General features: G+C 32.9%; 22 protein-coding genes. 8 read left to right on the forward strand and 14 right to left on the reverse strand.

The window, feature by feature from the left end:
* Nucleotides 1-17 precede the first annotated feature (17 nt).
* Nucleotides 18-3332, reverse strand: a complete 3315-nt coding sequence (locus OQ292_RS06800; RefSeq protein ID WP_284685299.1) for a SusC/RagA family TonB-linked outer membrane protein — start codon at nucleotides 3330-3332, stop codon at nucleotides 18-20.
* Nucleotides 3333-3979: 647 nt separating this feature from the next.
* On the opposite strand from OQ292_RS06800, the gene OQ292_RS06805 reads away from it, so the two are divergent.
* Nucleotides 3980-4840 carry a PKD domain-containing protein gene (locus OQ292_RS06805; RefSeq protein ID WP_284685300.1) on the forward strand — a complete coding sequence of 287 codons (861 nt, stop codon included), beginning with the start codon at nucleotides 3980-3982 and terminating at the stop codon, nucleotides 4838-4840.
* An 86-nt stretch (nucleotides 4841-4926) separates the two neighbouring features.
* Here the strand turns inward: OQ292_RS06805 and tsf are convergent, their stop codons facing one another.
* The 7 genes from tsf to atpD all read right to left on the reverse strand — a co-directional run bounded on the left by tsf (nucleotide 4927) and on the right by atpD (nucleotide 9760).
* Nucleotides 4927-5757 (reverse strand): translation elongation factor Ts, encoded by an 831-nt coding sequence (gene tsf / locus OQ292_RS06810; RefSeq protein ID WP_284685301.1) that lies wholly within the window; start codon nucleotides 5755-5757, stop codon nucleotides 4927-4929.
* A gap of 105 nt (nucleotides 5758-5862) precedes the next feature.
* On the reverse strand, nucleotides 5863-6030 hold the full coding sequence (locus tag OQ292_RS06815; protein ID WP_284685302.1) for a hypothetical protein: 168 nt from the start codon (nucleotides 6028-6030) through the stop codon (nucleotides 5863-5865).
* Between the two features lie 37 nt (nucleotides 6031-6067).
* On the reverse strand, nucleotides 6068-6886 hold the full coding sequence (gene rpsB, locus OQ292_RS06820) for a 30S ribosomal protein S2 (protein ID WP_284685303.1): 819 nt from the start codon (nucleotides 6884-6886) through the stop codon (nucleotides 6068-6070).
* 54 nt (nucleotides 6887-6940) lie between these two features.
* Nucleotides 6941-7327, reverse strand: a complete 387-nt coding sequence (gene rpsI, locus OQ292_RS06825; RefSeq protein ID WP_284685304.1) for a 30S ribosomal protein S9 — start codon at nucleotides 7325-7327, stop codon at nucleotides 6941-6943.
* Entirely contained in the window at nucleotides 7327-7773 is a 447-nt protein-coding gene (gene rplM, locus OQ292_RS06830) for a 50S ribosomal protein L13 (RefSeq protein WP_284685305.1), read from the reverse strand. Before rplM ends, rpsI begins: the two co-directional genes overlap by 1 nt.
* Nucleotides 7774-7979: 206 nt before the next feature.
* Nucleotides 7980-8228, reverse strand: coding sequence for a F0F1 ATP synthase subunit delta/epsilon (locus OQ292_RS06835; RefSeq protein ID WP_284685306.1), 249 nt, complete (start codon nucleotides 8226-8228; stop codon nucleotides 7980-7982).
* A gap of 26 nt (nucleotides 8229-8254) precedes the next feature.
* The gene (gene atpD, locus OQ292_RS06840; protein WP_284685307.1) at nucleotides 8255-9760 is read right to left on the reverse strand and encodes a F0F1 ATP synthase subunit beta; all 1506 of its coding nucleotides are present in this window, start codon (nucleotides 9758-9760) and stop codon (nucleotides 8255-8257) included.
* Between the two features lie 262 nt (nucleotides 9761-10022).
* Here atpD and OQ292_RS06845 point away from each other — a divergent pair, with 262 nt between their 5' ends.
* Nucleotides 10023-10679, forward strand: a complete 657-nt coding sequence (locus OQ292_RS06845; protein WP_284685308.1) for a hypothetical protein — start codon at nucleotides 10023-10025, stop codon at nucleotides 10677-10679.
* 51 nt (nucleotides 10680-10730) lie between these two features.
* Here the strand turns inward: OQ292_RS06845 and priA are convergent, their stop codons facing one another.
* From priA to OQ292_RS06860, 3 genes are all read right to left on the reverse strand, one after another.
* Entirely contained in the window at nucleotides 10731-13229 is a 2499-nt protein-coding gene (priA, locus tag OQ292_RS06850; RefSeq protein ID WP_284685309.1) for a replication restart helicase PriA, read from the reverse strand.
* A gap of 207 nt (nucleotides 13230-13436) precedes the next feature.
* On the reverse strand, nucleotides 13437-14135 hold the full coding sequence (gene tsaB, locus OQ292_RS06855; protein WP_284685310.1) for a tRNA (adenosine(37)-N6)-threonylcarbamoyltransferase complex dimerization subunit type 1 TsaB: 699 nt from the start codon (nucleotides 14133-14135) through the stop codon (nucleotides 13437-13439).
* A 443-nt stretch (nucleotides 14136-14578) separates the two neighbouring features.
* A complete protein-coding gene (locus tag OQ292_RS06860) occupies nucleotides 14579-16147 on the reverse strand; it encodes a M28 family peptidase (RefSeq protein ID WP_284685311.1) in 1569 nt (522 codons plus the stop codon).
* Nucleotides 16148-16601: 454 nt separating this feature from the next.
* Between OQ292_RS06860 and OQ292_RS06865 the strand changes: the two genes are divergently transcribed.
* The 5 genes from OQ292_RS06865 to OQ292_RS06885 all read left to right on the forward strand — a co-directional run bounded on the left by OQ292_RS06865 (nucleotide 16602) and on the right by OQ292_RS06885 (nucleotide 22030).
* Nucleotides 16602-17264, forward strand: a complete 663-nt coding sequence (locus tag OQ292_RS06865; protein WP_284685312.1) for a carboxypeptidase-like regulatory domain-containing protein — start codon at nucleotides 16602-16604, stop codon at nucleotides 17262-17264.
* Nucleotides 17265-17399: 135 nt separating this feature from the next.
* On the forward strand, nucleotides 17400-18425 hold the full coding sequence (locus OQ292_RS06870; RefSeq protein WP_284685313.1) for a rod shape-determining protein: 1026 nt from the start codon (nucleotides 17400-17402) through the stop codon (nucleotides 18423-18425).
* A 73-nt stretch (nucleotides 18426-18498) separates the two neighbouring features.
* Nucleotides 18499-19347, forward strand: a complete 849-nt coding sequence (gene mreC, locus OQ292_RS06875) for a rod shape-determining protein MreC (RefSeq protein WP_284685314.1) — start codon at nucleotides 18499-18501, stop codon at nucleotides 19345-19347.
* Nucleotides 19348-19352: 5 nt separating this feature from the next.
* A complete protein-coding gene (locus OQ292_RS06880; protein ID WP_284685315.1) occupies nucleotides 19353-19889 on the forward strand; it encodes a rod shape-determining protein MreD in 537 nt (178 codons plus the stop codon).
* Between the two features lie 275 nt (nucleotides 19890-20164).
* On the forward strand, nucleotides 20165-22030 hold the full coding sequence (locus OQ292_RS06885; protein WP_284685316.1) for a cation:proton antiporter: 1866 nt from the start codon (nucleotides 20165-20167) through the stop codon (nucleotides 22028-22030).
* 3 nt (nucleotides 22031-22033) lie between these two features.
* On the opposite strand, the gene OQ292_RS06890 is transcribed toward OQ292_RS06885, so the two are convergent.
* From OQ292_RS06890 to OQ292_RS06900, 3 genes are read right to left on the reverse strand one after another with little or no spacing between them, the layout of a single operon-like run.
* Complete coding sequence (locus OQ292_RS06890) at nucleotides 22034-22492, reverse strand: hypothetical protein (RefSeq protein WP_284685317.1); 459 nt, start codon at nucleotides 22490-22492, stop codon at nucleotides 22034-22036.
* Between the two features lies 1 nt (nucleotide 22493).
* Nucleotides 22494-22904 carry a hypothetical protein gene (locus OQ292_RS06895; RefSeq protein ID WP_284685318.1) on the reverse strand — a complete coding sequence of 137 codons (411 nt, stop codon included), beginning with the start codon at nucleotides 22902-22904 and terminating at the stop codon, nucleotides 22494-22496.
* Nucleotides 22905-22914: 10 nt separating this feature from the next.
* Nucleotides 22915-23487 carry an RNA polymerase sigma factor gene (locus OQ292_RS06900; protein ID WP_284685319.1) on the reverse strand — a complete coding sequence of 191 codons (573 nt, stop codon included), beginning with the start codon at nucleotides 23485-23487 and terminating at the stop codon, nucleotides 22915-22917.
* A 364-nt stretch (nucleotides 23488-23851) separates the two neighbouring features.
* On the opposite strand from OQ292_RS06900, the gene OQ292_RS06905 reads away from it, so the two are divergent.
* Nucleotides 23852-25390 carry a S1C family serine protease gene (locus OQ292_RS06905; protein ID WP_284685320.1) on the forward strand — a complete coding sequence of 513 codons (1539 nt, stop codon included), beginning with the start codon at nucleotides 23852-23854 and terminating at the stop codon, nucleotides 25388-25390.
* The last annotated feature ends 77 nt before the right edge of the window (nucleotides 25391-25467 follow it).

Consider the following 25467-nt stretch of genomic DNA (forward strand, 5'->3'; position numbering starts at 1 on the left):
TTGAAATAAAGGAAAGATTATAAACCAATGTTCAGAGAAAAAGTAACAAGTCTAGGTTGAGGTAATGCTACCCCACCAGTTGAAAAAAATTCGGGATCCTGACCATTTAGTTTATCGTCTGAATAAAGTAAAGCCAGATTTTGACCTTCAACAGATAAAGAAATTGTTGATAAGCCCATGCGAGATACGATGTTTGGAGGCAACATGTAAGAGAGGTTAACTGTTTTTAATCTTACGTGACTTCCATCGGCAATTCTTGCAGTACTTTTATTGAAAAGCTCATACGCCTGATTAAGGTCACCATTGGTATTAGCAACACCTCTATCAAGTATAACTGGAATATCTGTAAGTTCTTCGTCACCCGGAACTGCCCATCTGTTAACCAATTCTTGTGGTAATGCATCGAAATCAGTATAAGTGCTATAGAAAGCATCATTCAGCCTAATCTTATAATCAAACTTGAATGATAGAAGCACTCGAAGTGAAAAACCCTTGTAGTTGAAAGTGTTTGTAAAACCTCCCGCACCCCTTGGTTCAGCAGGGCCTTCGTATACTAAAGTTTCTCTTAAATCTTCTCTAGATTGTAAATCGAAGTTATAAACCAGTTCTCCATCTTGATCATAAAATTGAGGAACACCAGCACTTGTTAAACCAGCAAAGTTGGTAGAAAACAAACCTCTTCTAGGACCATCTAACACAGCAGCACCATTTTGAGTAATCGCATCTACAATTCGAGGGCCGAAATCTAGTCGAGTAATTTTATCTTTAGTATATCCAAAGTTTAAGTTAGTACTCCATGAGAAATCTTTCTTCTTTATATTGACAGTTGAGATAGAAGCCTCTATCCCTTTTGCTTGCATATCGGCAAAGTTACCAACCTTAAGCCCTTGTCCTCCAATACCACTTGTTTGTACAACACCTATCAAATCAAATCCTTGGCGCTCATATACATCCACAGAAGTATTGATTCGTCCACCAAGAAATCCCATATCAACACCAACATTCACCTCTTTTAACTTTTCCCAAGTAAGCTCTGTATTGGTAAGTTCTTCGATAAATAAATAAGGTTCTGTATCTGTAGGGCGAATAGTTACATCAGACGAAAGATTGAGTAAAGCACTTGCATTAGGAGGTAAATTACCAGATATGCCATAAGTACCTCTCAGTTTTAAATTATCGAAAATCCCGATGTTTTCCATAAATGGTTCGTTGTGTACATTCCATGCACCACTTACATTCCAAGTAGGTAAATATCTCGCCTGAGGACTATTACCCAACTGGTTCGAACCATCATACCTCACAGTAAAGTTTGCTACATATCTTGATTTGTAGGCATATCCTCCATTAAAAAATAGACCAAAGAATCGATCTTTACTGTTTGACAGGCTATAGTAATCTATATCTTGTAAGTTAAAAAACTCAATAATATTAGGATCGGTTACAACAACACCTCCACTCTCATACACTACACCTAAACCTGTTGAGCTATTGCTTGATCTGTTTGTATACCTGAGTTCTTGTCCAGCTAATATATTTATATCGTGAACATCATTTAGGTTAAGTGAATATTCAACACTATTTCTATTGTAGAAATTTATAAGGTCATCCTGATCTTTGTAAAGAAAACCACCTTCTGGTAAAACTACAACAGGGTTAAGTCCTGGATTATCTGGGTCTGTGTATAACAGGTTGTTAGCATCTTGAATAAACTGTGTCTGGTTTGCTCTGTAAGCTTCTGCCTGATTTGAGTTTTCTGTAACAACGTGAGATCTGTCTGTGTTAGCAAAACGAGCTTGTAATACACTTTTTACAACAACATTTTTAATAGGTCTTACTTCAAAATCTGTTTGAGCTGATACATCGACTACTTGTATATCGATATAATTTTCTTCTAATTCTTGAAGGATGTTAAATGGCGCATAGTTTTTTCTAAAAAATTCAAGTTCACCATCATCATCATAAGGCCTCATACTACGGCTTGTATTCAGAGCATAACTGAGCGGGTTGATATCAAAGCTTCTAGAATATCTACCAGTAATAGGATCAAACTCTCTATTTCTAGTACCTGGTGCCTTTTGCTCTCGATAGCTACCTGTTAGCTTTAAGCCAAATGTAAATTTATCGGAGATAAAATAAGTATTCCTGGCCGTACCTGTAAATCTTTGAACATTATCTGCAATTGTTTGCCCTTGGTCGTTTAAGTAACTTAATGAGTAGTAGCTGTTAGACTTTTCACTACCACTTGTAAAACTTAGTGAATGTTGTTGCTGTAGGCCAAAATCGTGGAATAATACATCAAACCAATCTGTATTAGCATTTTCGTATTTATTCAAATATTGCTCGTTTAATGTCCCTCCTACTCCCCAATCCAATTCGTGATTAGCAATGAGGTTAAACATTTTTCCAAGTGCACCATAGTTTTTTGCTCTTACCGAAGTACTAATATCTACCAAGCCTTTTCTGTAAAGCTCTCTGTAAACAGACATTTCTTCGGCAGAATTCATCAAATAAAACTGATTATAGGTAGGTCTTAGTTTTCCGGAAAAGTTACCAGAATAATTTACTCTTAACTTTCCACTCTTTCCTCTTTTTGTTGTAATTACAATTACCCCGTTTGCTGCTCTAGCTCCATAAATAGCTGTGGCAGAAGCATCTTTCAGAATCTGGAAAGATTCAATATCACTAGGGTTTAAGTTGGCAACAGAAGAACTAATAAGTGTATTTGCATTACCAGAAATAAAATCATCCGTACTAACATTTGCCAGATCTTCCAGAATTACACCATCTACAACAAACAAAGGCTGATTGTTACCATTAATAGATACATTACCTCTGATTCTGATTTTGGGACTTGTTCCGAAAGTTCCTGAGACATTTTCAACAGAGACTCCAGCTACCTGTCCCTCGAGCATACGGCTAACATCCACCATACCTTTGGCTTTAATGTCATCCATCTTGACGTTTTCAGAGGCACCTGTAAATAGTTTTCTATCTAGTTCCTGAAAACCAGTTACTACTAGTTCATCTAAAATGGAAGCTTCGTCTTCCAAACTAACTTGAATAAAAGTTTGTGTACCAATTTTTACAGTTTTACTCTGCATACCTACCATCTGGAAAACTAGCTCGTCTCCAGTTGAAGCATTTATTGTAAATTCTCCATCAAGATTTGTAGTAACACCTTTAGAGGTATTTTTAATTACTACAGTAACACCGACTAATGGAGAGTCATCTTCTGCAGCAGTAACCTGACCTTTAATAGGTTGGTCTTGAGCGTGAGTAAAGTTATTTAAATAGTAAAAAGAAAAAATAAGCAATAAGAGGAGCTTTCTCATGTAAAATTAAAAAATAAGCTATCGAAATTTGAAAGACTAAAAAAATTGACGATTGTAGTTTTACTTACAATTGTATATATGTATTAAAAATAAAATTTGTGATTTTATTTTGTATAAAATCAAGAATTAAATTATTCTTCAATTTTGACTTAAAAATCACAAGGTTATTTTACAAAATAAATAGTAGTTCGCGCTTTTATCTTCTAACTAAACTTTCACAGAAGCAGATTTCCTTATGATTGCAGGAGTCCCTCAAATTAAAATGTAACAATTATTACAATAATTTGGGGAGATTAGTTTAATAGTAAATATCATTCAACACAAAAATCCCCTAAAATTTAGTTTATTTTCCATTAAAAATGGAGATAAATCATAGAAAAGAATTTGTACCATTTTAGTTAAAACTTACTCAAAGAAAAAGTTTTTCTTTAAAAATCCCGCAAATTTCGGTATCATTCACACTTGTAATGTCAAAAAACTAAAGTATATTCGTAAACCCTAGCAACAATTCAATACTACACATTTATTTACTAGACACATATTAGCATTGTTAAAGCAAGGATAAACGTCATCTTCTAATTCAAGTTAATCCTTCATTAAACTTTAATTTTTTACTTGCTACATTTTTTATCACTTTTTATAAAGCCATGTTTAGATTATACAAGCCTTTTTTTTCATTAATCAAACTATCTGCGATAGTCCTTTTATCGTCTTTACTATTTAGCTGTGAGGATGATGAAGATTTAGGTCCTGCACCTACTGTATCAGCTACAATACCTAACTACGGAGAGCCAAACAAAGACATATCATTTACAAATAGTAGTGTTGCAGCAGATGGTGGAACATTAACTTATGAATGGGACTTTGGTGATGGTAACCAAAGTATAAACGCTTCACCTACTCATGAGTATACTGTTCCAGGAGTTTATGCAGTAACTTTAACAGCAACTACAGAAAAAGGAGCTTTTGAAACATTTACAGACTCTCTAGTTGTTGGAGAACGTTATTTTACTAAAGCAGAAATATATTATACAGATACTCTTGCTTTCATTAATAATAGCGGAGATACCATTATTAGACCTTGGGATAAAAATAATGGACCAGATATTTATTTTGATCTTGAAGTTATTAGTACAGAAGAATTTTTTAATACAAGCTCCCAAGTTTTTAATAATGTAACCGAAAACCCAATAGAAATATCTGTTTCAGGTGATTTTTTACTCGGTGACGAAAGCTATTATTTATATTTATTTGACGATGATGAAAATGAAATTGGTGAATATACCTCAGATGAGGAACTAGATAGTTATGATGAAGTTGATATTATTGGACAAGGTACATTCAATCCCACTTCAGATAATATCACATATAATCCAAATACAGATGAACTTGCAAGCAGCTATGAACAAGGTATAGACCAAGAAACTGGAGAAGGGATGTTATACCTAGCTGATCAATATGGAACATTTGTAGTATTAATATATTTCCAATTAAAAGTTATTGATTAATTAAATCAGAACAATAAAATATTATAAAAAAAGCCTGCTTGATTTAACAAGCAGGCTTTTTTATGAATTTTGATATGTATTATAACTTATCTACCAATACCAATTCTTGAGAAAGACTTAACAGTAAGTCCTTTTTTTACTGAATCAAGATATTGTGTTACAGATTGCTTAGGCTCTTTTACATATTGTTGGCTAAGCAATGTATTTTCCTTAAAGAATTTTTGAACAAAACCTTGAGCGATTTTATCAAGAATATGTTCTGGTTTTCCTTCTTCTCTTGCTTTTTCGATACCAACTTGCTTTTCTCTTTCAACTACCTCAATATCGATTCCGTCTTTATCTACAGCTAATGGTTTCATTGCTGCAATTTGCATAGCAACGTTTTTACCTGCTTCAATAACTTCTTCTCCAGTTCCACCAGCAAGGTTTACTAATACAACAATACTAGTACCGTGCAAATAATCAACAACTTGTTCACCTTCTATATAAGCATAGTCAGAAATTTCGATTTTCTCACCAATCTTTCCAGAAAGCTCAACCATATATTCAGCGATCTTCTTTCCGTCAACTTCAACTTCAACAACTTCTTCTTTAGAAGAAATTGCATTATCAATTGCAACTTTAAGAATAGTTTCGCCTAACTTTTTAAATTCTTCTGTGTTAGATACTGGTTCAGTCTCACAGTTTAAAGCAAAAGCGATACCTACAGTTCCCGCCTCATTAATATAAGAGTATACATTACCTTCAGAAGCCTCTCTATCAGCTCTTTTGGCAGCTACTTTTTGTCCTTTTTTTCTAAGCAAGTCAATTGCTTTTTCTATATCTCCTTCAGCTTCAACTAGTGCGTTTTTACAATCCATCATTCCTGCACCAGTAATTTGCCTTAATTCATTTACTTGTTTTGCTGTAATGGCCATTTGATTTGGAATTTATTTATAAAAATATTAAAAGGTTATATCAGAACTTTAACAGCACTTATATAACCTTTAAATTGCATTAATAATAATAGTTATAATAGAGAATTAATCTTCTTTTTTAGGCGCATCAGCAAGCTGAGACTTTAAATCAGAAATTTCTTTTCTGATTGCAGATAAAGCATCAGCATCTCGCTGGTCTTTCTTTACTTTAAAGATTTCAGACTGCTTACCTTTTAATTCACCTAACTTTATTTCTATTTCGTGTCTGTTCATAGCACAAAGAATTTAAAATTACTAAAAAGGCTGTTTACTATTTTTTTGAATCTTTTGATTCAGCTTCAGGAGCTGCATCTTTTTTAGACTCAACTACTGTTTCTTGTTTTTCATCAACTGCCTTTTTCTCATTTTCTGCTTGTTTCAATTTTGCGTCTTCTTTCTCTTTCTTACGCTCTTGCAGACCTTCTTCAATAGCTTTACCTATTACAGAAGTAATTAATGAAATAGACTTAAATGCATCATCATTAGCAGGAATAGGATAATCGATTAACCCTGGATCAGAGTTAGTATCAACCATACCTATTACAGGTATATTTAATTTTTTTGCTTCTTTTATAGCAATATGCTCTCTCTTGATATCAACTACAAATAACGCTGCAGGAAGTCTGTTTTGATCTGAAATACCACCTAAAATCTTCTCCAACTTATCCTTCTCACGTTGTTTCATCAACCTCTCTCTCTTTGCTAAGTTTTTGAAAGCTTCATCTTTCATCAACCTCTCAATAGCAGACATCTTCTTAATAGACTTTCTAACTGTAGCAAAGTTGGTAAGCATACCACCTAACCATCTTTCAGTCACGAAAGGCATTTTTAGCCTTTCAGCTTCCTCAGAAACTATTTGTTTTGCTTGTTTTTTAGTAGCAACAAACATGATTTTTCTACCTGACTTTACGATATTTTTCATAAAGGCAGATGCTGTATCAACACAGGCAATTGTCTTATTAAGATCTATAACGTGGATTCCGTTTCTCTCCATAAATATGTATGGAGCCATTTTCGGATTCCATTTCCTGGTAAGGTGGCCAAAATGCACCCCAGCGTCCAAAAGATCTTTATACTCTAACTTTGGCATGGAATAAAATTTAAAAATATATGTATAAAATAAATAAAGATTTCCGACAAGGAATTAACGCTTGCTAAACTGGAATTTTCTTCTAGCTTTTCTACGTCCGTATTTCTTTCTTTCAACCATTCTTGGATCTCTAGTTAAGAACCCTTCTGGTTTCAATGTTAATCTATACTCAGGATTTACTTCTACCAAGGCTCTAGAAATAGCTAATCTTATAGCTTCTGCTTGACCTGCAATACCTCCACCAGTAACATTTACTTTAATATCGTAACTCCCTTTGATACCTAAAGCACTTAAAGGCTGGTTTACGATTGTCTGTAAAATTTCTGAAGGGAAATAAGTAGTTAATTCTCTGTTATTAACTGTTACTCCACCCTTACCTTCAGACATATAGATACGGGCGATAGATTTTTTTCTTCTTCCGATTGTATTAACGACTGCCATTATTGTATCTTAATTTCAATTGGTTTTTGAGCTTCATGTGGATGTTCTGCACCCTCATATATATATAAATTCTTTAGTATTGCTCTTCCAAGTTTATTTTTTGGTAGCATACCTCTTACAGCCTTTTCAATAAGAAGAGTTGAAGACTTCTCCTTTAATTCTAGAGGAGTTCTATGTCTTTGACCACCTGGGTACCCAGTATAGTGGATGTAAACTTTATCAGTCCACTTTTTACCTGTCAACTTTATCTTGTCAGTATTGATAACAATTACACTATCTCCACAATCTGCATGTGGTGTATAATTAGGCTTATGTTTTCCTCTGATAATTTTAGCTACTTCACTACTCAATCTTCCAAGAACTGCATCAGCAGCATCAATTATCACCCATTTTTTACCTGCGGTTTCTTTGCTTACCGACAGGGTTTTATAACTTAATGTATCCACGGAGTATATTTTTTATTTCTGTGAAACCACAAAAAAACTACTTAAAGCCCTTTCATCAGAGGATTGCTTCTGTAAAAGGATTGCAAAAATATAGAGATATTATTTTTTATGCAACATGTATTGGAAATTTATACGATATTATATGAAAAAATAAAAAAGCCCTCCTTATTTGAGGGCTTTTTTTTAACAATAAAGTGATATGAGCTTTATTTTTCTTGAACGGTTTCAGTAAGAACAACAATTTTGTTATTTAGTACTTCTACAATGCCACTTTCTATTTCAAAAAACTTTTGCTCATTCGAAGCCGTAACCCTTAATTCACCTTTTTCAAGATTACTAATAATAGGCGCGTGATTATTTAACACTTCAAAAGAACCATTCACTCCTGGCATCTTTACACCAATTACTTCTCCTTCAAAAGCTTTTTTATCAGGTGTTATCAACTCAAAATACATATTTTGAAAAATATAAAATTTAAAATTTATTTTTTAGCCTGAGCAAGTAACTTCTCACCTTTCTCTACTGCATCTTCTATAGTACCTACAAGGTTAAATGCCGCTTCTGGTAGATTGTCGTGCTTACCATCCATGATTTCATTAAACCCTTTGATAGTATCTTTAATATCAACAAATACACCTGGAAGACCTGTAAACTGTTCTGCAACGTGGAATGGTTGAGATAAAAATCTCTGCACTCTTCTTGCACGAGCTACTAACAACTTATCATCTTCAGATAATTCGTCCATACCTAAGATGGCAATAATATCTTGAAGTTCTTTATATCTCTGTAAGGTTAACTTTACTCGTTGAGCTGTATCGTAGTGCTCTTTACCAAGAATATCTTGAGTCATAATTCTTGAAGTAGAATCCAATGGATCCACCGCAGGATAAATACCTAACTCAGAGATTTTTCTTGAAAGTACAGTAGTAGCATCAAGGTGAGAGAAAGTTGTCGCAGGAGCAGGGTCTGTAAGGTCATCAGCAGGTACATAAACTGCTTGTACAGAAGTAATTGAACCTCTTTTTGTTGAGGTAATTCTTTCTTGCATAGCACCCATCTCAGTTGCAAGCGTTGGTTGATAACCTACCGCAGATGGCATACGACCTAATAATGCTGATACTTCTGAACCAGCCTGTGTAAATCTAAATATATTATCAACGAAGAAAAGAATATCTCTACCTTTTCCTTGTCCATCACCATCTCTAAAATATTCAGCTAAAGTAAGTCCTGAAAGCGCTACTCTTGCACGCGCCCCAGGAGGCTCGTTCATTTGTCCAAAAACAAAGGTAGCTTTAGAATCTTTTATTTTATCGTAATCAACTTTATCAAGATCCCACTCACCAGCTTCCATTGAGTGAAGGAAATCATCACCATATGTAACAATACCTGATTCTAACATCTCTCGAAGCAAGTCATTACCCTCTCTTGTTCTTTCACCTACACCTGCAAATACCGATAAACCAGAATATGCTTTCGCAATATTGTTTATAAGCTCCTGAATCAATACTGTTTTACCAACACCAGCTCCACCAAAAAGACCAATTTTACCACCTTTTGCATATGGCTCAATTAAGTCAATAACTTTAATACCTGTGTATAATACCTCAGTTGAAGAAGATAAATCTTCAAATTTAGGTGCGTGTCTGTGAATTGGTAGTTTTTGTTTTCCCTCAGGTTGCTTAATACCATCAATTGCTTGCCCAACCACATTGAATAATCGACCTTTGGTATCTTCACCTACTGGCATAGAGATCGCTGAACCAGTGTCAATAACATCAACACCTCTTTGCAATCCTTCCGTACTATCCATTGCAATAGTACGAACTCTATCCTCACCTAGGTGATTTTGTACTTCAAGTACAAGCTTTGAACCATCTGGTCTGCTTACTTCCAATGCATTTAAAATCTGCGGTAAATGTGCATCGTCTTCAAAGCTTACATCAACCACGGGACCAATAACCTGAGTAACTTTTCCTTTATTTGCCATTTAGACTTAATAAATTTACTTATTAAAGAAGAATTTAGAAGCTTTTAACCATTTAGGTCGGCAAAATTAGTTCTTAATGTTTTTACTTCCAATTATCCTTTCTATTCTTTTTGGTAATTATGACAACTATCACTCACATTATTTAAAAATCACTCTACATCTTACGTCATTAACTTTTATTTAAAAGAAGAATGAAATTAAGGAATAATATATGAAATTATAAAAGCGGAATTAAAGATCAGAAAATAATCACCAACTTAATATGAAACAAGCTTACAAACCCATACACTACATCATCATTTTCTTATTTATTCTTGTATCGAATAATATATTGGCTCAAGAAGACACCATTGATGATCCCTTGCATAAACCAAAAGTCTGGGAAAAGATAACTTTAGATTATCAAAACATTGGCTTATGGGAAGAATACTTTGACAGCAAATGGGATGACCTAGATATAGATATCCAACAACAAATAATGAAATGGCAAAATATACTTGCTATTGAAATGATTTCGAGAGAAGAAGCAATCTATGAAGTAGTTGAAGACAATTCTGTTGAATGGGACATACCTGATAATAGTCTTACAGCTTCAGTAAACACCAACTACGAAGATGAGCGCATAAGAGTTGAAGCGCTCAAATACAACCAACAAATAGAAGAAATTATTCAACAGCAAAGCTCTGAGTTATACTCCTTAAAAGAGAATGTAGGCGAGAACTTTGCCATTATTGAAGATATATTTTTTGAAGAGTTCATCAACTATGATAAAGAATACATTTATTATAGTGAAGCATACCCAGAAAAAAAGTACAGCAAAGAAAAATGGGTAGAGGACAAAACTAAAGAACTTCAAAACTTAAAAAGATCTGCTCTTGGAGGTATAAAAATACAAGCAGCGTCTAATAGTTCATATTGAAAACTACTTTGATCTTTAATTCCAATAACGCTTTTTACTATGTTATTAACATTATAAGCAATCTACATCAATAAGTACATCTAATTGCTTGAATCTCTTTTTATCGTTTACTTTATCTATTGAATCGGTTATAGATTTTTTAACCTGCTTTAAATTAATCTTATTCCTTTCAACTTTAATTAAAATATCTTTTAAATATAGATTCCTAATTTTATCAATTACTGGTGATTCTGGTCCCAAAATACGTTTACTCCCCAATTGATTTTTAAGCTCCCAAGCTAGCTTATCTGCCTGTAACATAGTTATATCTCTATCTGCATTTCTTACAGTAACTCTAATTAACCTAGTAAATGGCGGATAATCATGATTTTTTCTTTCCCTTATTTCTGTATAAAAAAAAGCCTCATAATTATGATTAACAATGTTATTCATTAGTGGGTGTGTTGGAGAAGATGTTTGTAAAACAACTTTCCCTTTATCTTCTCTCCTTCCAGCTCTACCACTTACCTGAGATATTAATTGAAATGCTCTTTCGTGAGATCTAAAGTCAGGAAAGAAGATCAATCGATCAACATCGAAAATTCCGACCAAATTAACATTACCAAAATCAAGCCCCTTACTAACCATTTGAGTACCCACTAAAATATCCGTTTGTCCACTCCCAAATTCATCTAATATCTTTTGATAACTGTACTTTTTTCTGGTTGTATCCAGATCCATACGCTGAACCCTAGCATTTGGAAAAATCTCTTTAATTTCATCCTCAACTTTTTCTGTACCTAACCCAGATGTTTTAACTCTATTAGAGCCACAACTTTTACATTTCTTTGGAACAGGCTCTTTATGCCCACAGTAATGGCATACCATAATATTTCTATACATATGATATGTTAAGCTTACAGCACAGTTTTCACATGTTGGGATATGGCCGCAATCTTCACACATAATATAAGGTGCATATCCCCTTCTGTTTTGAAAGAGGATTACTTGCTTACTGTTGTTTAAACTATTTTCAACTTCAGATACGAGCATTGAGCTAAACTCTCCTCTTATTTTTCTCTGCTTTTTTTCTTTTCTTAAATCTGAAAGAACTATATCTGGCATTGAAGCATTACCAAACCTTTCTTTAAGCTCAACTAAGCCATAAAACCCCGATGTAGCCAAATAGTAAGATTCAATAGAAGGTGTAGCTGAACCTAACAGAACTTTAGCATGATGTAATTTCGCCAATACCTGTGCTCCATCACGGGCATTATATCTTGGTGCAGGATCATATTGTTTATAAGAGGAATCATGTTCTTCGTCTACGACTATTAACCCAAGATTATCAAATGGAAGGAAAAGTGATGATCTTACACCAACTATAAAAGTAAACCTCCCACTCAAAACGCCATTCCAGACTTCAACTCTTTCATTATCAGAAAAACGAGAATGATATACCCCCATATTATCTCCAAAAACATGTTGGAGTCTGTTTACTATTTGTGTAGTTAAAACTATTTCTGGAAGTAATAGAAGTACCTGACTTCCACTATCAAGTACTTTTTTTATTAGATCAATATAGATTTCTGTTTTACCACTACCAGTAACTCCATAAATAAGAGCTGTATCTTTTTCTTTATAAATTTCTAAAATCTCATCTCTAACAACCTTCTGTTTATCACTTAGAAGTATTTCTTTAGATAACTTATCATTTTTATATTCAAATCGAGGAACAATTTCTTCAAACTCAACCAGAACATCTTTTTTAATTAGGGTTTTAAGTGATGAGACCGAAATATTATTTTTTAATAAAATAGATTTCTCAACTCCAGATTTATTTTTTTTCGGAAGATCATGTAAAGGTATAAGCGATAAATACTTTAATAATACCTCTTCTTGTTTTACAGACGATTTTACTTCATCAAATAACTCATTTAATTTTTCCTCACCTACAACCCAATCTTCTTGTAACCTGATCTTCTTTTGAACCTTAGGCTTATACTTCTCTTTAACTTCTTCATAAATAATAATGGCTCGCTTAGCTATTAAATATTTAATGATTTTATATGGGTTTTCAACCTCAAGTAATTCACCTGCTTCATGGTAAGCTAAAGAGTCTTTTTTTTGAAGCTCACTTAATAAGTTCAACTCTCTTTCTGAAAGTGTAATCTGATGAGCTTCAACACTAAATTCTGGATTAATTTGAATACGAGATTGGCTTGTTAATTTAAAGCCTGAAGGTAAAGCAACATTCATTACCTCACCAATACTGCACATGTAATATTCTGCAACCCATTCCCAAAACTGTATTTGGATTTGGTTTACACATGGTTCCTCATCTAGGAGATCGAGAATATATTTTACTTGTTGGGTAACTGGTGCCTGCTGATGCTTTTTTACAACTATTGCTGTAACTATACGTCTTTTACCAAACTGCACTATTACTCTGGAGCCTACCTGTATTTCATCTGCATACTCAAAGGGGATTCTGTATGTGAAGTACTGGTTTACAGGAACAGGTAAAACGACATCTGCGAAAAAAGTCTGTTTATTTTGAGGTGTATCCATAAAAAATGGAATTTAGCAATAAGCAGGTTATGCTAAATTATATCTATAATTTTAAATGCTATTAGTGTTTATTTTTTAGAGAAAAAGCCTCAAGCTTTAAATAACTTAGGTGTATAGAAGCAAATAAACTGAAAGCAAAAATAGTAAAATTGGCAAGAAACTCTTAATATTTAATCTTGCCTTATTTAAAAAGCGACTCTTAAAAACTTAACTCAATAGTTTATTTTTTTTCGGCTTTTTTGCTTGATATGCCTTCAAGTAAAATGGCTCAAAATAAGCTAAGTCAGCAAATTGTTGCTCTCTCAATGCTTTATTGGCTATTAAACCTACATACTTTGCATTTGGCAAATATTCTCCTACATAAATTAGATTATCATTAACTAGAACATCTTTGCATTTTTCAGCTCCATTTCCAAAATATAAAATTTTGTAGTCCTGCAAGTAATTATCAAAACTTGATGATTCAACAACCAGAGGATGTATTGCTTTAATTTGAGAAAGATCACTTTTATATATTGCTGTATAAACTTCCATTCGTCTTGCATCTAACATTGGGCAAAAAAGCATTTTTCCAGAAGCTAAATACTTTAAATGATCTATAGCATTTGCTGCTATTGCTTCCAATGTACTTACTGAAATTAATGGCTTGTCCCATGCATAACATAAACCCTTAGCTGTGGAAACACCTATGCGCAAACCTGTATAAGAACCTGGGCCTTCCGAAACAGCTATAGCTTCAATATTTTCAGATATAACTTGACAATTTTTCATCATTTGATCGATGATTACGGTCAGATAACCAGAATGTGATTTTTCTAGGTGAATTTCTTCATACGCTATTATATTTTCTTCTGAGTGCAAAGCAACAGAACAAACACTCGTAGCTGTTTCAATACTTAAAAGCATAGTATGATTAAAATACGTTCAAAAATGTTGGCTATAATTTAAAAAGGAGTTTGAAATCTCAAAAAATCAATCCCATAATTCGCATATTCGGTGATGCAAATATTGTATAATTTTATTGCAAATTTTTATTTTTAAAAATAGATAAACATTAAAATTATATATCACAAAAAAGTAAATTACTTTAAATAAAGTAATTTACTTTACATGTAATCAAAATTTACAATTTAACTAAAAATCTAATATTTAACATTTAGTTAATATTAAAATATTTTATTTAACATTTAGTTAAATAAAATGTAACTATTAGTCAACACATGAAATCTCTTAACCGAATATGTTTGCTATATAATCGAAACGAAACAAATTATGTTTTGGTAATAAGGATAAGGTGAAAGAAAAATGCCCGTTTTGTAACGGGCATTTTTCTTTTAGGACATTTCAAACTATTCCTGATCAGCTTTATCTACTACAGGCCTTTCATTAGTATTTGCCAATTCCCAAGCGGTATGAAATATAAGCCTGGCAACCTTTTCCATCTTAGCAAATTCAATTTTATCTACAGTATCGGTAGGTCTATGATAGTCTGGATGTGTTCCATTAAAATAGAAAATCACTGGTATACCATGTTTTGCAAAATTGTAGTGATCTGATCTGTAATAGAATCTATTAGGATCACTATCTGAGTTATACTCGTAATCTAATTCTACATCAGGAGAATATTTTTTTGCAACAGTTTCATGTAAATTATGCAAGTCTGAAGAAAGCATATCTGAACCAATTATATAAATGTAATTAGGATTATCAGCGTGTTTTTCATCAACTCTACCTACCATATCTATATTAAGATCGGTAATAGTGCTTTCTAGAGGAAACACAGGATGTTCTGAATAATACTTAGAACCAAGTAACCCTTTTTCCTCACCTGTAACAGTCATAAATAAAATACTTCTCCTAGGAGCAACACCATTTTTCTTCGCTGTAGCAAATGCTTCTGCAATTTCTAAAACAGTTACTGTACCTGAACCATCATCATCTGCACCATTATTTATTACGGTATCTGCTTTACCAATATGATCATAGTGAGCAGTTACAACTAATATTTCGTCTTTTAAATCGGTACCTTCCATAAAACCTAAGACATTTTCTGTAGTAACATCTTCAGCTTTCTTCATTGCCGTTAACTCTATTTCAGAAGTATAGCCTTTAATTTTTTCAATACCTTTTGTAATATCTTTCTTTAGTGCTTTATCAAACTTTTTAGAAGAAGTACCTAACATAGCAGCTCCACCCTCAGAACTTGTGAAAAATAAGCCCATTTTTCCTTCACCAGAAGAATTCATACTCAATGATGGTTTCTGTAAATAAGGTTTAAATAAATTTAATCTGTTATTAAACTCTTCTTTATCTGTATAAACAAATACAATAGCTGCAGCTCCTTTTTCACCAGCAGTTTTAATTTTATAATTTGTACTGCCCATTTCAGAGCTTTTCTCACTTCCTGAAATTACATAGGTACCATCTGCATTTTTAGGCTCATCCATTAAAACTAACACAGCCTTACCTTCTACATCCAGACCTTCATAATCTGTATATTTATCTTCATCAATACCATACCCAGCAAATACAGTCTGCATTTTAGTATGGTCATAGTTGAAGTTTCCATAAATAAAGAAGTCTTCCAGATAGGTTAAATCTTGTTTAGCAGTACTAATACTTACTTCGTTCCAGTAAGATTTATTTAAATTAAATGGTTGATAATAAGGATTCTTATTATCTACTGGCCCTTCTAAGCCCAAGCTTTTAAAGTGTTTACTAATATATTCAGCCGCCATTTTCTGACCTTTCTCTCCAGTTTCACGGCCTTCGTATTCGTCAGAAGCTATAATACTCAAGTGTTTTTTAAGATCACTTGCCTTTATGGTTTCAGCATATTCCACAGAAAAATCCTTTTCCTGAGCATAAGCTGTAACATTCAGGATACAAAGTAGGAAGAATAACAATCTTCTATTCATTGCTAATTATTGTTTTAAGTAAATATGATTTAAATGGCAATACAAAGTATCTACTATATCAAAAGCCAAAGCCTTTATATCAATTTAAATGCAAGGGTATTAAGAAAAACACTTTGTAAAACCTTTAGAAAATTTCTCAAATATAAATGATGGAGTGCTTACTAAAAACCAGAAGAAGGATCTTAAACTTAATTAGGAGAGATATTATCTTAATAATAGCCGAAAAAGGAGTTTTTTTTTGAAATAAAAGATTTTTTTATCTAAACAAGATGTAACCAAAGCAACTTCTATATACAAGAAAACATTATATAAATACAGACCACAAAGATTAATTGTATTTAACAAATTTAATATTGTACTTTATCAAGAATTTTTAATTCTTGACAAAAAGTATTTTTAAACTGAATCCATTATATTTGTTATATAAGTAAAGCAACTGGGAAAAGACACTACCATGAATAAAAGAAATATTACAACTAAAAAAATTACTTCAATCTTCATTCTTGCTGTTATCAGTACTTTTTTATTACAGACTGAGCTTAAAGCACAAGGAGACCCAGAAGTAATTCAAATGTCTGGAATCATTGTAGATGGAGATAGTTCCTATGGAGTTCCCGGGGTTCACGTTTATATCCCAAGTGCTGGAGTAGGTACAGTTTCAAACCAAGTCGGACTTTTTGCACTTCCAACTATGGTGGGTGATACAGTTATTTTTAGTGCTGTGGGTTATAAAAAGCAAAAATTTATTGTCCCTCAAAAAAAAGACAAAGGCTTTACTGTTTTAATTGATCTACAAACTGATACAACTTTTCTTCCAGTTGTAGAAGTTTTTCCTTACCCTACCGAAGAATTATTTAAAGAAGCTTTCTTAGCATTAGAGTTACCGGTTGATAAAAGAAAAGAAAATATGGAAAAAAATCTCAACCAACAGGCTCTTAACAGAATGGCCGCATCTTTACCAATGGATGGCGGCTCTAACCACCGTTATTATATGAACCAACAGTCAAATGCTATATCAAATCAATTCTTTTCTCCTTCATTTTCAATACTCAATCCTTTTGCTTGGGCTGAATTCATAAAATCAGTAAAAAGAGGTGATCTTAAGAAGAAAGATTAAAAAGAAGTTTTTTTTTTTAATATTGCAGTTAAATTCATCCATATAGTTTAGTCGGTTTTTTGCGTTAAAAAAAACCGAACAACAAGTTTATTTTTTTTTGTAATAAAAAACATTCTTTTAACTCTTTCCATTCTGATGGGTCTATTTGATTTTTTTTCCAGCGATATTGCCATTGATTTAGGTACGGCCAATACGCTACTCTTGTATAAAGGAAAAGTAGTTGTTGATGAACCCTCCATCATTGCTATAGATAAAGTCACTCAGAAAGTAATTGCAATTGGTAAAAAAGCCATGCAAATGCATGAGAAGACACACGAAAATATAAAAACAATCAGGCCACTTAAAGACGGGGTAATTGCAGACTTCTATGCCGCCGAACAAATGATCAGGGGAATGATTAAACTAATCGATACAGGTAATCGATTTTTTACTCCTTCTCACCGAATGGTTATTTGTATTCCTTCCGGAATTACTGAGGTAGAAAAACGTGCAGTACGTGACTCTGCTGAACATGCAGGTGCTAAAGAAGTTTATATGATTCCTGAACCTATTGCTGCTGCAATTGGTATCGGTATCGATATAGAGCAACCCGTTGGTTCTATGATTGTTGATATTGGAGGTGGTACAACAGAAATTGCTGTAATTGCTCTTTCTGGTATTGTATGTGACCAATCTGTAAGAACTGCAGGCGACGTTTTCAACAGAGACATCCTTGACTACATGCGCAGACAACACAATTTATTAATCGGTGAAAGATCTGCCGAGAAAATTAAAATTGAAGTTGGTGCTGCAATTTCTGAACTTGATACTCCTCCAGACGATTACGAAATCAGAGGACGAGATTTAATGACTGGTATTCCTAAAACCATTAAAGTCTCTTATACAGAAATTGCTTTTGCTATTGATAAGTCTATTTCTAAAATTGAAGAAGCTGTTTTAAAAGCTCTTGAGATTTCTCCCCCAGAACTTTCTGCCGATATTTACGATAACGGTATTCATTTAACTGGTGGTGGAGCTCTTTTACGAGGACTTGATAAAAGGATAGCATTAAAAACTAAATTACCTGTACACATTGCTGATGATCCATTGAGAGCTGTTGTAAGAGGTACAGGCGAGGCATTAAAAAATATCGATGCCTTTAAAGCAGTTTTAATGTCTTAATTTGCAAAACACTTTTAGCATAAACTTTCCGGAATTTAGCAGGCTTAGGCCAAACTGATACAATCTTTTATTCATGTATCAACTGATTCAATTTTTTCTGCGTCTCAGAATATTTTTCACATTCATTATTCTGGAGATTATAGCAGCTTGGCTAATTGTACGAAACAACACTTATCAGGGAGTAGCATTTTTTACTTCCTCTAATGTTGTTGCTGGTGTGCTATATACTTATGTAGATGGCATTACCGGACAATTAACCTTACGCGATGAAGTGGAAAGACTTCAAAAAGAAAATGCTATACTTAATCAGCAATTAAATAATCTGAAGTTTAGAGAGCTAGATTCCACAAGTACAGATTCAACTGCATTACCAGCAACTTACAAATACTTACCTGCTAGAGTTATTAACAATACAATTAGGTTTACAGATAATTATCTTACAATAAATAAAGGTAAAATTGATGGTGTAGAAGTTGGAATGGGTGTAGTTTCACCAGAAGGTATAGTAGGGAGAGTCCGTTCTGTATCTGAAAATTTTGCTACTGTATATTCTCTATTACATTCCAATATTAGAATCTCTGGTCAACTAAGCGATTCCAAAGATTTATGTACTGTAAAATGGAATACCGAAGATACTAACAACGATTATCTTCAAGCAGAGCTTCAATACATCCCCTTCCATGTAGATGTGGAGAAAGGAGATACTATTGAAACTTCAGGAGCGAATCCCGTTTATCCTGAAAGTATCAATATCGGAATTGTAGAATCTGTTACCGATGACCTTTCTGAAGGCACAAAAAATGTAAAAATCAATCTTACAGTTAATTTCAGTACTATAAAAAATGTATATATAATTCAGAATTACTACAAAACTGAAATTGACAGTCTAGAACAAAATTTGGATCCGCTAAGAAGTAAATAAGTATTATGAACAGAAAAAGTATATTTTTCTTTATTTATTCTTTTATCCTGTATGTATTAATTCAGGTTCTGTTCCTTAAATATGTTGATTTTTATGGTTATGCTTTTTGCTTCGCATATATAGGTTACTTGCTAGCTTATCCTTTAGACTTTCCTAGATTTCCATATTTACTAATTGCGTTTTTTCTAGGTATTACTGTGGATATATTTTACGATTCCGCAGGTATTCATGCTGCCTCCTGTGTTTTTTTAGCTTATATGAGAAACAGAGTAGTAAAAGGATTTGCTCCAACTGGTGGCTACGAAACCGGCTCAAATCCTAATTTGTTGGATATGGGCATAAACTGGTATATTACTTATACAGTTTTACTGGCCTTTCTGCATCATCTTGTACTATTTTTTATTAGTGCTAGCAATCTTAACTTAGTAGGTACTACATTAATTAAAACTTTTTTTTCAGTCTTATTTACTACTTTTATCCTCTTTCTTGGCCAAAGAATTTCTGTTACATATCAACAGTATCAGCGCCGAAGAAGAAGATAATTTTTTACACTTCTATTTCTGATTTTTTTCTTCCAATTATTTAAATTAATTCGAAACAAATCTTTATTAATTTGTTTTAATCCTAATGATTAATTTCATTATACCAGCTATAAATTAACTTTAATAATTAAATGATTGAGTCTTGCAAAATTAAATTCCTGCCAATACGATTTACAACCCGTCAAAGTTCATAAATATCATGTAATATTGATATCTTGCCTTTATTGACTAGGATTAATTTGCAGATCAGTTATAATTTTTTTTAATACGAACATATGATAGAAATTGCAGGCTTACTGGTTTTAGGAATACTTGCTCAATGGCTTGCCTGGAGAATTAGAGTACCAGCTATTCTTCCTCTCATTTTAATAGGCTTATTAGTTGGCCCAATCTCAACTTTTTTCACTCCTAATAATGAAAAATTTATAGATGGAGATAAGATATTTCAAGGCGACTTTCTTTTTGATGTAATTTCCATTTCTGTAGGTTTAATCCTATTTGAAGGTGGACTTACTCTTAAGTTATCTGAAGTAAGAACCCTCGGCAAAACCGTAAGAAACATCATTTTAGTAGGTACTGTAGTTACACTATTAGGTGGAGCTTTAGCCGCTAACCTTCTTATGGGTATGACATTAAGATTTGCACTTTTATTCGCTGCATTAATTATTGTAACTGGCCCTACAGTTATTGGCCCTATACTGAGAAATGTAAAACCTAACTTTAGAATCAATACCATTTTAAAATGGGAAGGTATATTAATCGACCCAATAGGTGCATTAATAGCTATTTTAATCTACGAGTTTGTAGTATCTGGTAAACCTAATAAGCAGTTTACCATGTTTGCATTAAATGGATTTGTGCTTACTATTCTTGCTGGTGTAGCCGTAGGTGTATTCTTCGCATTTATTCTTTATAATCTACTCACAAAAAACTGGATACCTAAATACCTCAGAAATGTAATTGTACTTGCTATAGTTATCCTTACATTTTCGATTTCTGACATGATCCACGCAGAATCAGGATTACTGGCAGTAACACTTCTGGGGATGATCCTAGCCAATTTAAAAATTGATGATCTAAAAGAACTGCTGTCCTTTAAAGAAGATGTCGTCCTTATTCTGATCTCCTTTTTGTTTGTAATGCTGTCCTCTCGGATTAAAGTTTCTGACATTACAACAGTATTAAATGGCTCCAGCTTTTTACTATTTGCCATTGTTGTTTTTGTATTGAGGCCAATTGCTGTTTTTCTAAGCACAATCAACTCTGAGCTTAATCTTAAAGAAAAAATATTTATATCGGCAATATGCCCAAGAGGTATTGTATCTGCGGCTGTAGCTTCCATTTTCACTATTCGTTTAACTTCTCTTTTAGAGAATGAAAGCGGCCATATGATGGAATATTTCCATGCTCAATTACTACTCCCTCTCACCTTTATGATAATTGTTGGTACCGTAGTTTTACAAGGAATATTGGCTAAACCTTTGGCTGCTTACTTAGGTGTACTCAGACAAGAACCAAACGGTGTTATCTTTCTTGGAGCAAGTGAGCCGGCAAGATTTATGGCTAAGTTTTTAAAATCTTTAAAAATTCCAGTAAAACTAGCCGATACTTCTAAATCAAACATTCAAGAAGCTAGAATACAAGGCTTACCCGTGTTTGAAGGAAGCCTTGCCAGTGATGATGCCTTTGAAGAAATTGACCTCTCTCAATATGGACAACTTCATGCAATGACATCTAATACAGAAATAAATACCATGAGCTGTAAAATTCTCAGTCAAGAATTTGGTGCAGAAAGGGTATTTAGACTGGCCTCCAATAAGGAAATTATGAATAGCAAAACTGAAAAACCAAAAGGTTTACTGTTCAATGGGATGGCAGATTATATCAACATTACTCAATATCTTAGAAAGAATCCTGCGATACATCAGTTTGAAGTAAATTCTTCTGAAGAGTTAAATGTCTTTTTAAAAGATTTAGGTGATAGTATTATACCTATGTTTGTACAATTTGAGAAAAATAAGATTTTGCCAATAGCCAGACAATCTATCTCTTTACCAGAAAGTTCTGTTCTTTTTTATATTATAAAAGGAGACGATCACGAAACTGAAACAAGTAATATTAAAGAGCATATTCAGAATTAAGATTTAGTTATTATCTCCAAATCGCTCAAGTAGTTTTTTTCTAAATTGATTTTCTGCATAATACAAAGCAGCTACTTGCCTGATAGATAATACTTCTTTAAATTTTTGATAATACTTTTTCTCAGTTTCTAACTGATTATTTTTAATTACAAGCATCGCATTTAAATCTTCTTCGAGCTGTTCATCTGTTTTTGCCATAAAACCTACTTTAAGGTTATTAAGTTTTTTCCGGTGAGCAGCTCTCTCTGCTTCATAAGATTCATATAAAGGAAAAAACTTATCAGCATCTTCATCAGAAAGTGCTAATACTTCTTTTATGTACTGTTGCTTAAATTCCTGTATACGTTCAATATTTCTTCTTTTATCTACTCCTTGCGCATATATATGTGTGATGCTCAAATACATCAATCCAAAAATTAACACCAACTTTATTGATAAAGCCTTCACCTGAAACTTTTTCATTTTATAGATAATCTTCAATTTGTTCTACATCAATTAATTCTTGAATCTCTTCTGTACTCAACTTTATATCTTCATCAATAAAGAATTCGTCATTAAAACTTCCTCCCATTTCTTCAATAATTTCATTTTCAGAAATATCTGTATATAAAAGATAATTCTTAAGATCTTCTTTAGAGATATCTTCAAAGGCTATTTTAACAGCTGGCTCATGTGCTGTACTTATTGGCCAAACCCCATAAAGTATAAAACCTAGTACCATAGAAGCCAATAAAGCCGGTTTTAAGTATAATAAATTGAAAATACCTACTTCAGACTTTTTTGGTAAACTACTCTGAATCTGCTCTGGTAGTTTTTCAAAATAGTTTTCAGGTACCTTATAAATATTTCCGCTTAGTTTTTCCTTTCCTTCCATCTATTTGATTTTAAAGCAAATCGTTACCTAATAACTGCTGAATTTTTTTTACTGCAATGTGATATGAAGCCTTTAAACTTCCTTCCGTTACTTCTAGAATTTTTGCGATCTCTTTATAAGGTAAATCCTCAAAATATTTCATATTAAACACCAATCTTTGTCTATCTGGAAGGGTTAAAAGAACTTTCTGTAATTTCCTTTCAATGTCAGAACCTTCAATTAAAGGATCATTATCTATTTTTTTACTTAGCTCTTTAGTTACATCGTTAATCGGCAACATAAATCGCCTTCTTTTTTTCTTTAAAAAGTTTAAAGATTCATTGGTCGCAATTCTATAAAGCCAAGTAAAAAGTGCTGCATCTTCTCTAAAGTTGCTCAGGTTTTTCCAAACCTTTAAAAAAACCTCTTGTGTAAGATCATCTGTATCGTTATGGTCAACTACCATTTTACGTATATGCCAATATACTTTTTGCTGATATTTCTTTACCAGTAAATTAAAAGCATAATGCTTTGAGTCCTCATTTTTAAAATGAGAAATAAGATACTGATCATCAGGGTGTGTACACAAGCTTTTTTCAGTCAAAATTATTTTGAAATAAATTAAATTAAGCAGTATTAACTAAACAAAACCCTAAAGCATCCGATTAATAATTTAGTTTTACCTTTCAGTCTAAATTGATATACTTTTATAGGTTATTTTAACTTATTTCTACTTTTTTAACTTTGACAATTCTTTTCGACAAAGGTTTAACTTCCATACAAAAATTATTTTTTTACATAGAATAAACAGCATTATCTAAAGGTATAGAAGAAACCAGCCTTTTAAGATTTTCGTTTTAGATACAAAATCAATAAATTCAGGAAAACAACAGACAGCCTTTATTTTTAGAATTGCTTTTTTACTGATTACTGTCTGACAAATTTTACTCTATTAATCTGTTCCTTACATGCAGCAATATAAATTTATTCTGGGAATTTTATTGGCATCTCTTTTTAGTGGCGTGTTTACACTAGGTGGCTATCTAATGTTGCAAAAAGATGATGAAGTCCAGAACATTTCTGAAAAGCAAGAAATAGTACTTTCTAATTACACTGAGAAAAAGAATGAGCCGGATTATGATTACAAAGTACCAGAAGGCCTCAACTTTATAAATGCATCTGAAAAGGTAATTCCTGCAGTTGTACACATTAAAACCCGATACAGTAGCAGTAACAGATACAGCAGTGCATTGGAAGATATAATGGATTTGTGGGGAAATGGTGAAGATAATAGTAGAGGACAAGGTACTCGCATGTCATCTGGTTCTGGCGTAATTATATCTTCTGATGGATACATTGCGACAAATAACCATGTAATTGAAGATGCTAGCAGTATAGAAGTCGTATTAAATGACAAGAGAAGTTATAGAGCTGTATTAATTGGGACCGACCCTACTACAGATTTAGCGCTCATAAGAATAAAAGCGGAAGATCTACCATTTGTACCATATGGCAATTCTGATAGAGTAAGACCTGGACAATGGGTTTTGGCCATAGGTAACCCTTTTGATTTAACCTCAACAGTAACTGCTGGTATTGTTAGTGCCAAAGCCAGAAATATTGGAATCATCAGATCTAACGGCCAGCAAAATTTAAGTATAGAATCATTTATTCAGACAGATGCAGCAGTAAACCCTGGCAATAGTGGCGGAGCTTTAGTAGACCTCAACGGAAAATTAATTGGTATAAACACTGCCATTGCTACAAAAACTGGTTATTCAGCAGGCTATTCATTTGCAGTACCTGTAGCACTAGTTAAAAAAATTATGGATGATTTACTTGAGTTTGGTGTAACTCAACGCGCTTTAATGGGAGTAAATATTGATGATATTGATGCAAGTAATGCCGATATTTTCGGCTTAGATAAGGTTGAAGGAGTTTTAATTACCGGAGTAAATAAAGATGGTGGCGCTGATGAAGCAGGTATTATGCCTGGTGATGTAGTATTAAAAATTAATGAAATACCCGTTAATAACACGTCTGAGTTGCAAGAACTAGTTGCAAGAAACAGACCCGGAGATATAATTAATGTTGCCTACAAAAGAGATAATGATATTTATGTGGTAAAAGTAACGCTAAAAAACATCGATAATAATACTGATGTTATAAGAGCCGTAAAAACTATTATTACAAAAATTAATGAGTTGGGTGCTGAAGTAACAGAGATTTCAGATAAAGACAAAGAACTACTCAACATTGAACAAGGAATAAAAATAGTTAAAATCACAGAAGGTAAATTGCGTGATGCAAGACTAGAAGATGGCTTTATTATTACTCATATAGATAAAATCCCTGTAAGTTCAGTAGATGAACTAATGGCTGCAATTTCTAATTCTAATCAAGAATTTTTGCTGGAAGGCTACTACTTAGACGGACAAAAAGTGTATTATCAGTTAAATATGAAAGAAGAAGTTGTAGAGGATGAAGAAAAAGAAGAAATGCAATAGGTTTAATTTAACCTAAAATATTCAAGGGGCTTTTGTCCCTTTTTTTTATGTATTTGATTAAAAAATAATATTATCAT

The organism is Chondrinema litorale (genome assembly GCF_026250525.1).
Classification (GTDB): domain Bacteria; phylum Bacteroidota; class Bacteroidia; order Cytophagales; family Flammeovirgaceae; genus Chondrinema; species Chondrinema litorale.

What these genes read in the sequence shown, in the direction of transcription:
- OQ292_RS06800 (WP_284685299.1), bottom strand. Translation starts at nt 3,332, where the DNA reads ATGAGAAAGCTCCTCTTATTGCTTATTTTTTCTTTTTACTATTTAAAT.
- OQ292_RS06805 (WP_284685300.1), top strand. Translation starts at nt 3,980, where the DNA reads ATGTTTAGATTATACAAGCCTTTTTTTTCATTAATCAAACTATCTGCG.
- tsf (WP_284685301.1), bottom strand. Translation starts at nt 5,757, where the DNA reads ATGGCCATTACAGCAAAACAAGTAAATGAATTAAGGCAAATTACTGGT.
- OQ292_RS06815 (WP_284685302.1), bottom strand. Translation starts at nt 6,030, where the DNA reads ATGAACAGACACGAAATAGAAATAAAGTTAGGTGAATTAAAAGGTAAG.
- rpsB (WP_284685303.1), bottom strand. Translation starts at nt 6,886, where the DNA reads ATGCCAAAGTTAGAGTATAAAGATCTTTTGGACGCTGGGGTGCATTTT.
- rpsI (WP_284685304.1), bottom strand. Translation starts at nt 7,327, where the DNA reads ATGGCAGTCGTTAATACAATCGGAAGAAGAAAAAAATCTATCGCCCGT.
- OQ292_RS06835 (WP_284685306.1), bottom strand. Translation starts at nt 8,228, where the DNA reads ATGTATTTTGAGTTGATAACACCTGATAAAAAAGCTTTTGAAGGAGAA.
- atpD (WP_284685307.1), bottom strand. Translation starts at nt 9,760, where the DNA reads ATGGCAAATAAAGGAAAAGTTACTCAGGTTATTGGTCCCGTGGTTGAT.
- OQ292_RS06845 (WP_284685308.1), top strand. Translation starts at nt 10,023, where the DNA reads ATGAAACAAGCTTACAAACCCATACACTACATCATCATTTTCTTATTT.
- priA (WP_284685309.1), bottom strand. Translation starts at nt 13,229, where the DNA reads ATGGATACACCTCAAAATAAACAGACTTTTTTCGCAGATGTCGTTTTA.
- tsaB (WP_284685310.1), bottom strand. Translation starts at nt 14,135, where the DNA reads ATGCTTTTAAGTATTGAAACAGCTACGAGTGTTTGTTCTGTTGCTTTG.
- OQ292_RS06860 (WP_284685311.1), bottom strand. Translation starts at nt 16,147, where the DNA reads ATGAATAGAAGATTGTTATTCTTCCTACTTTGTATCCTGAATGTTACA.
- OQ292_RS06865 (WP_284685312.1), top strand. Translation starts at nt 16,602, where the DNA reads ATGAATAAAAGAAATATTACAACTAAAAAAATTACTTCAATCTTCATT.
- OQ292_RS06870 (WP_284685313.1), top strand. Translation starts at nt 17,400, where the DNA reads ATGGGTCTATTTGATTTTTTTTCCAGCGATATTGCCATTGATTTAGGT.
- mreC (WP_284685314.1), top strand. Translation starts at nt 18,499, where the DNA reads ATGTATCAACTGATTCAATTTTTTCTGCGTCTCAGAATATTTTTCACA.
- OQ292_RS06880 (WP_284685315.1), top strand. Translation starts at nt 19,353, where the DNA reads ATGAACAGAAAAAGTATATTTTTCTTTATTTATTCTTTTATCCTGTAT.
- OQ292_RS06885 (WP_284685316.1), top strand. Translation starts at nt 20,165, where the DNA reads ATGATAGAAATTGCAGGCTTACTGGTTTTAGGAATACTTGCTCAATGG.
- OQ292_RS06890 (WP_284685317.1), bottom strand. Translation starts at nt 22,492, where the DNA reads ATGAAAAAGTTTCAGGTGAAGGCTTTATCAATAAAGTTGGTGTTAATT.
- OQ292_RS06895 (WP_284685318.1), bottom strand. Translation starts at nt 22,904, where the DNA reads ATGGAAGGAAAGGAAAAACTAAGCGGAAATATTTATAAGGTACCTGAA.
- OQ292_RS06905 (WP_284685320.1), top strand. Translation starts at nt 23,852, where the DNA reads ATGCAGCAATATAAATTTATTCTGGGAATTTTATTGGCATCTCTTTTT.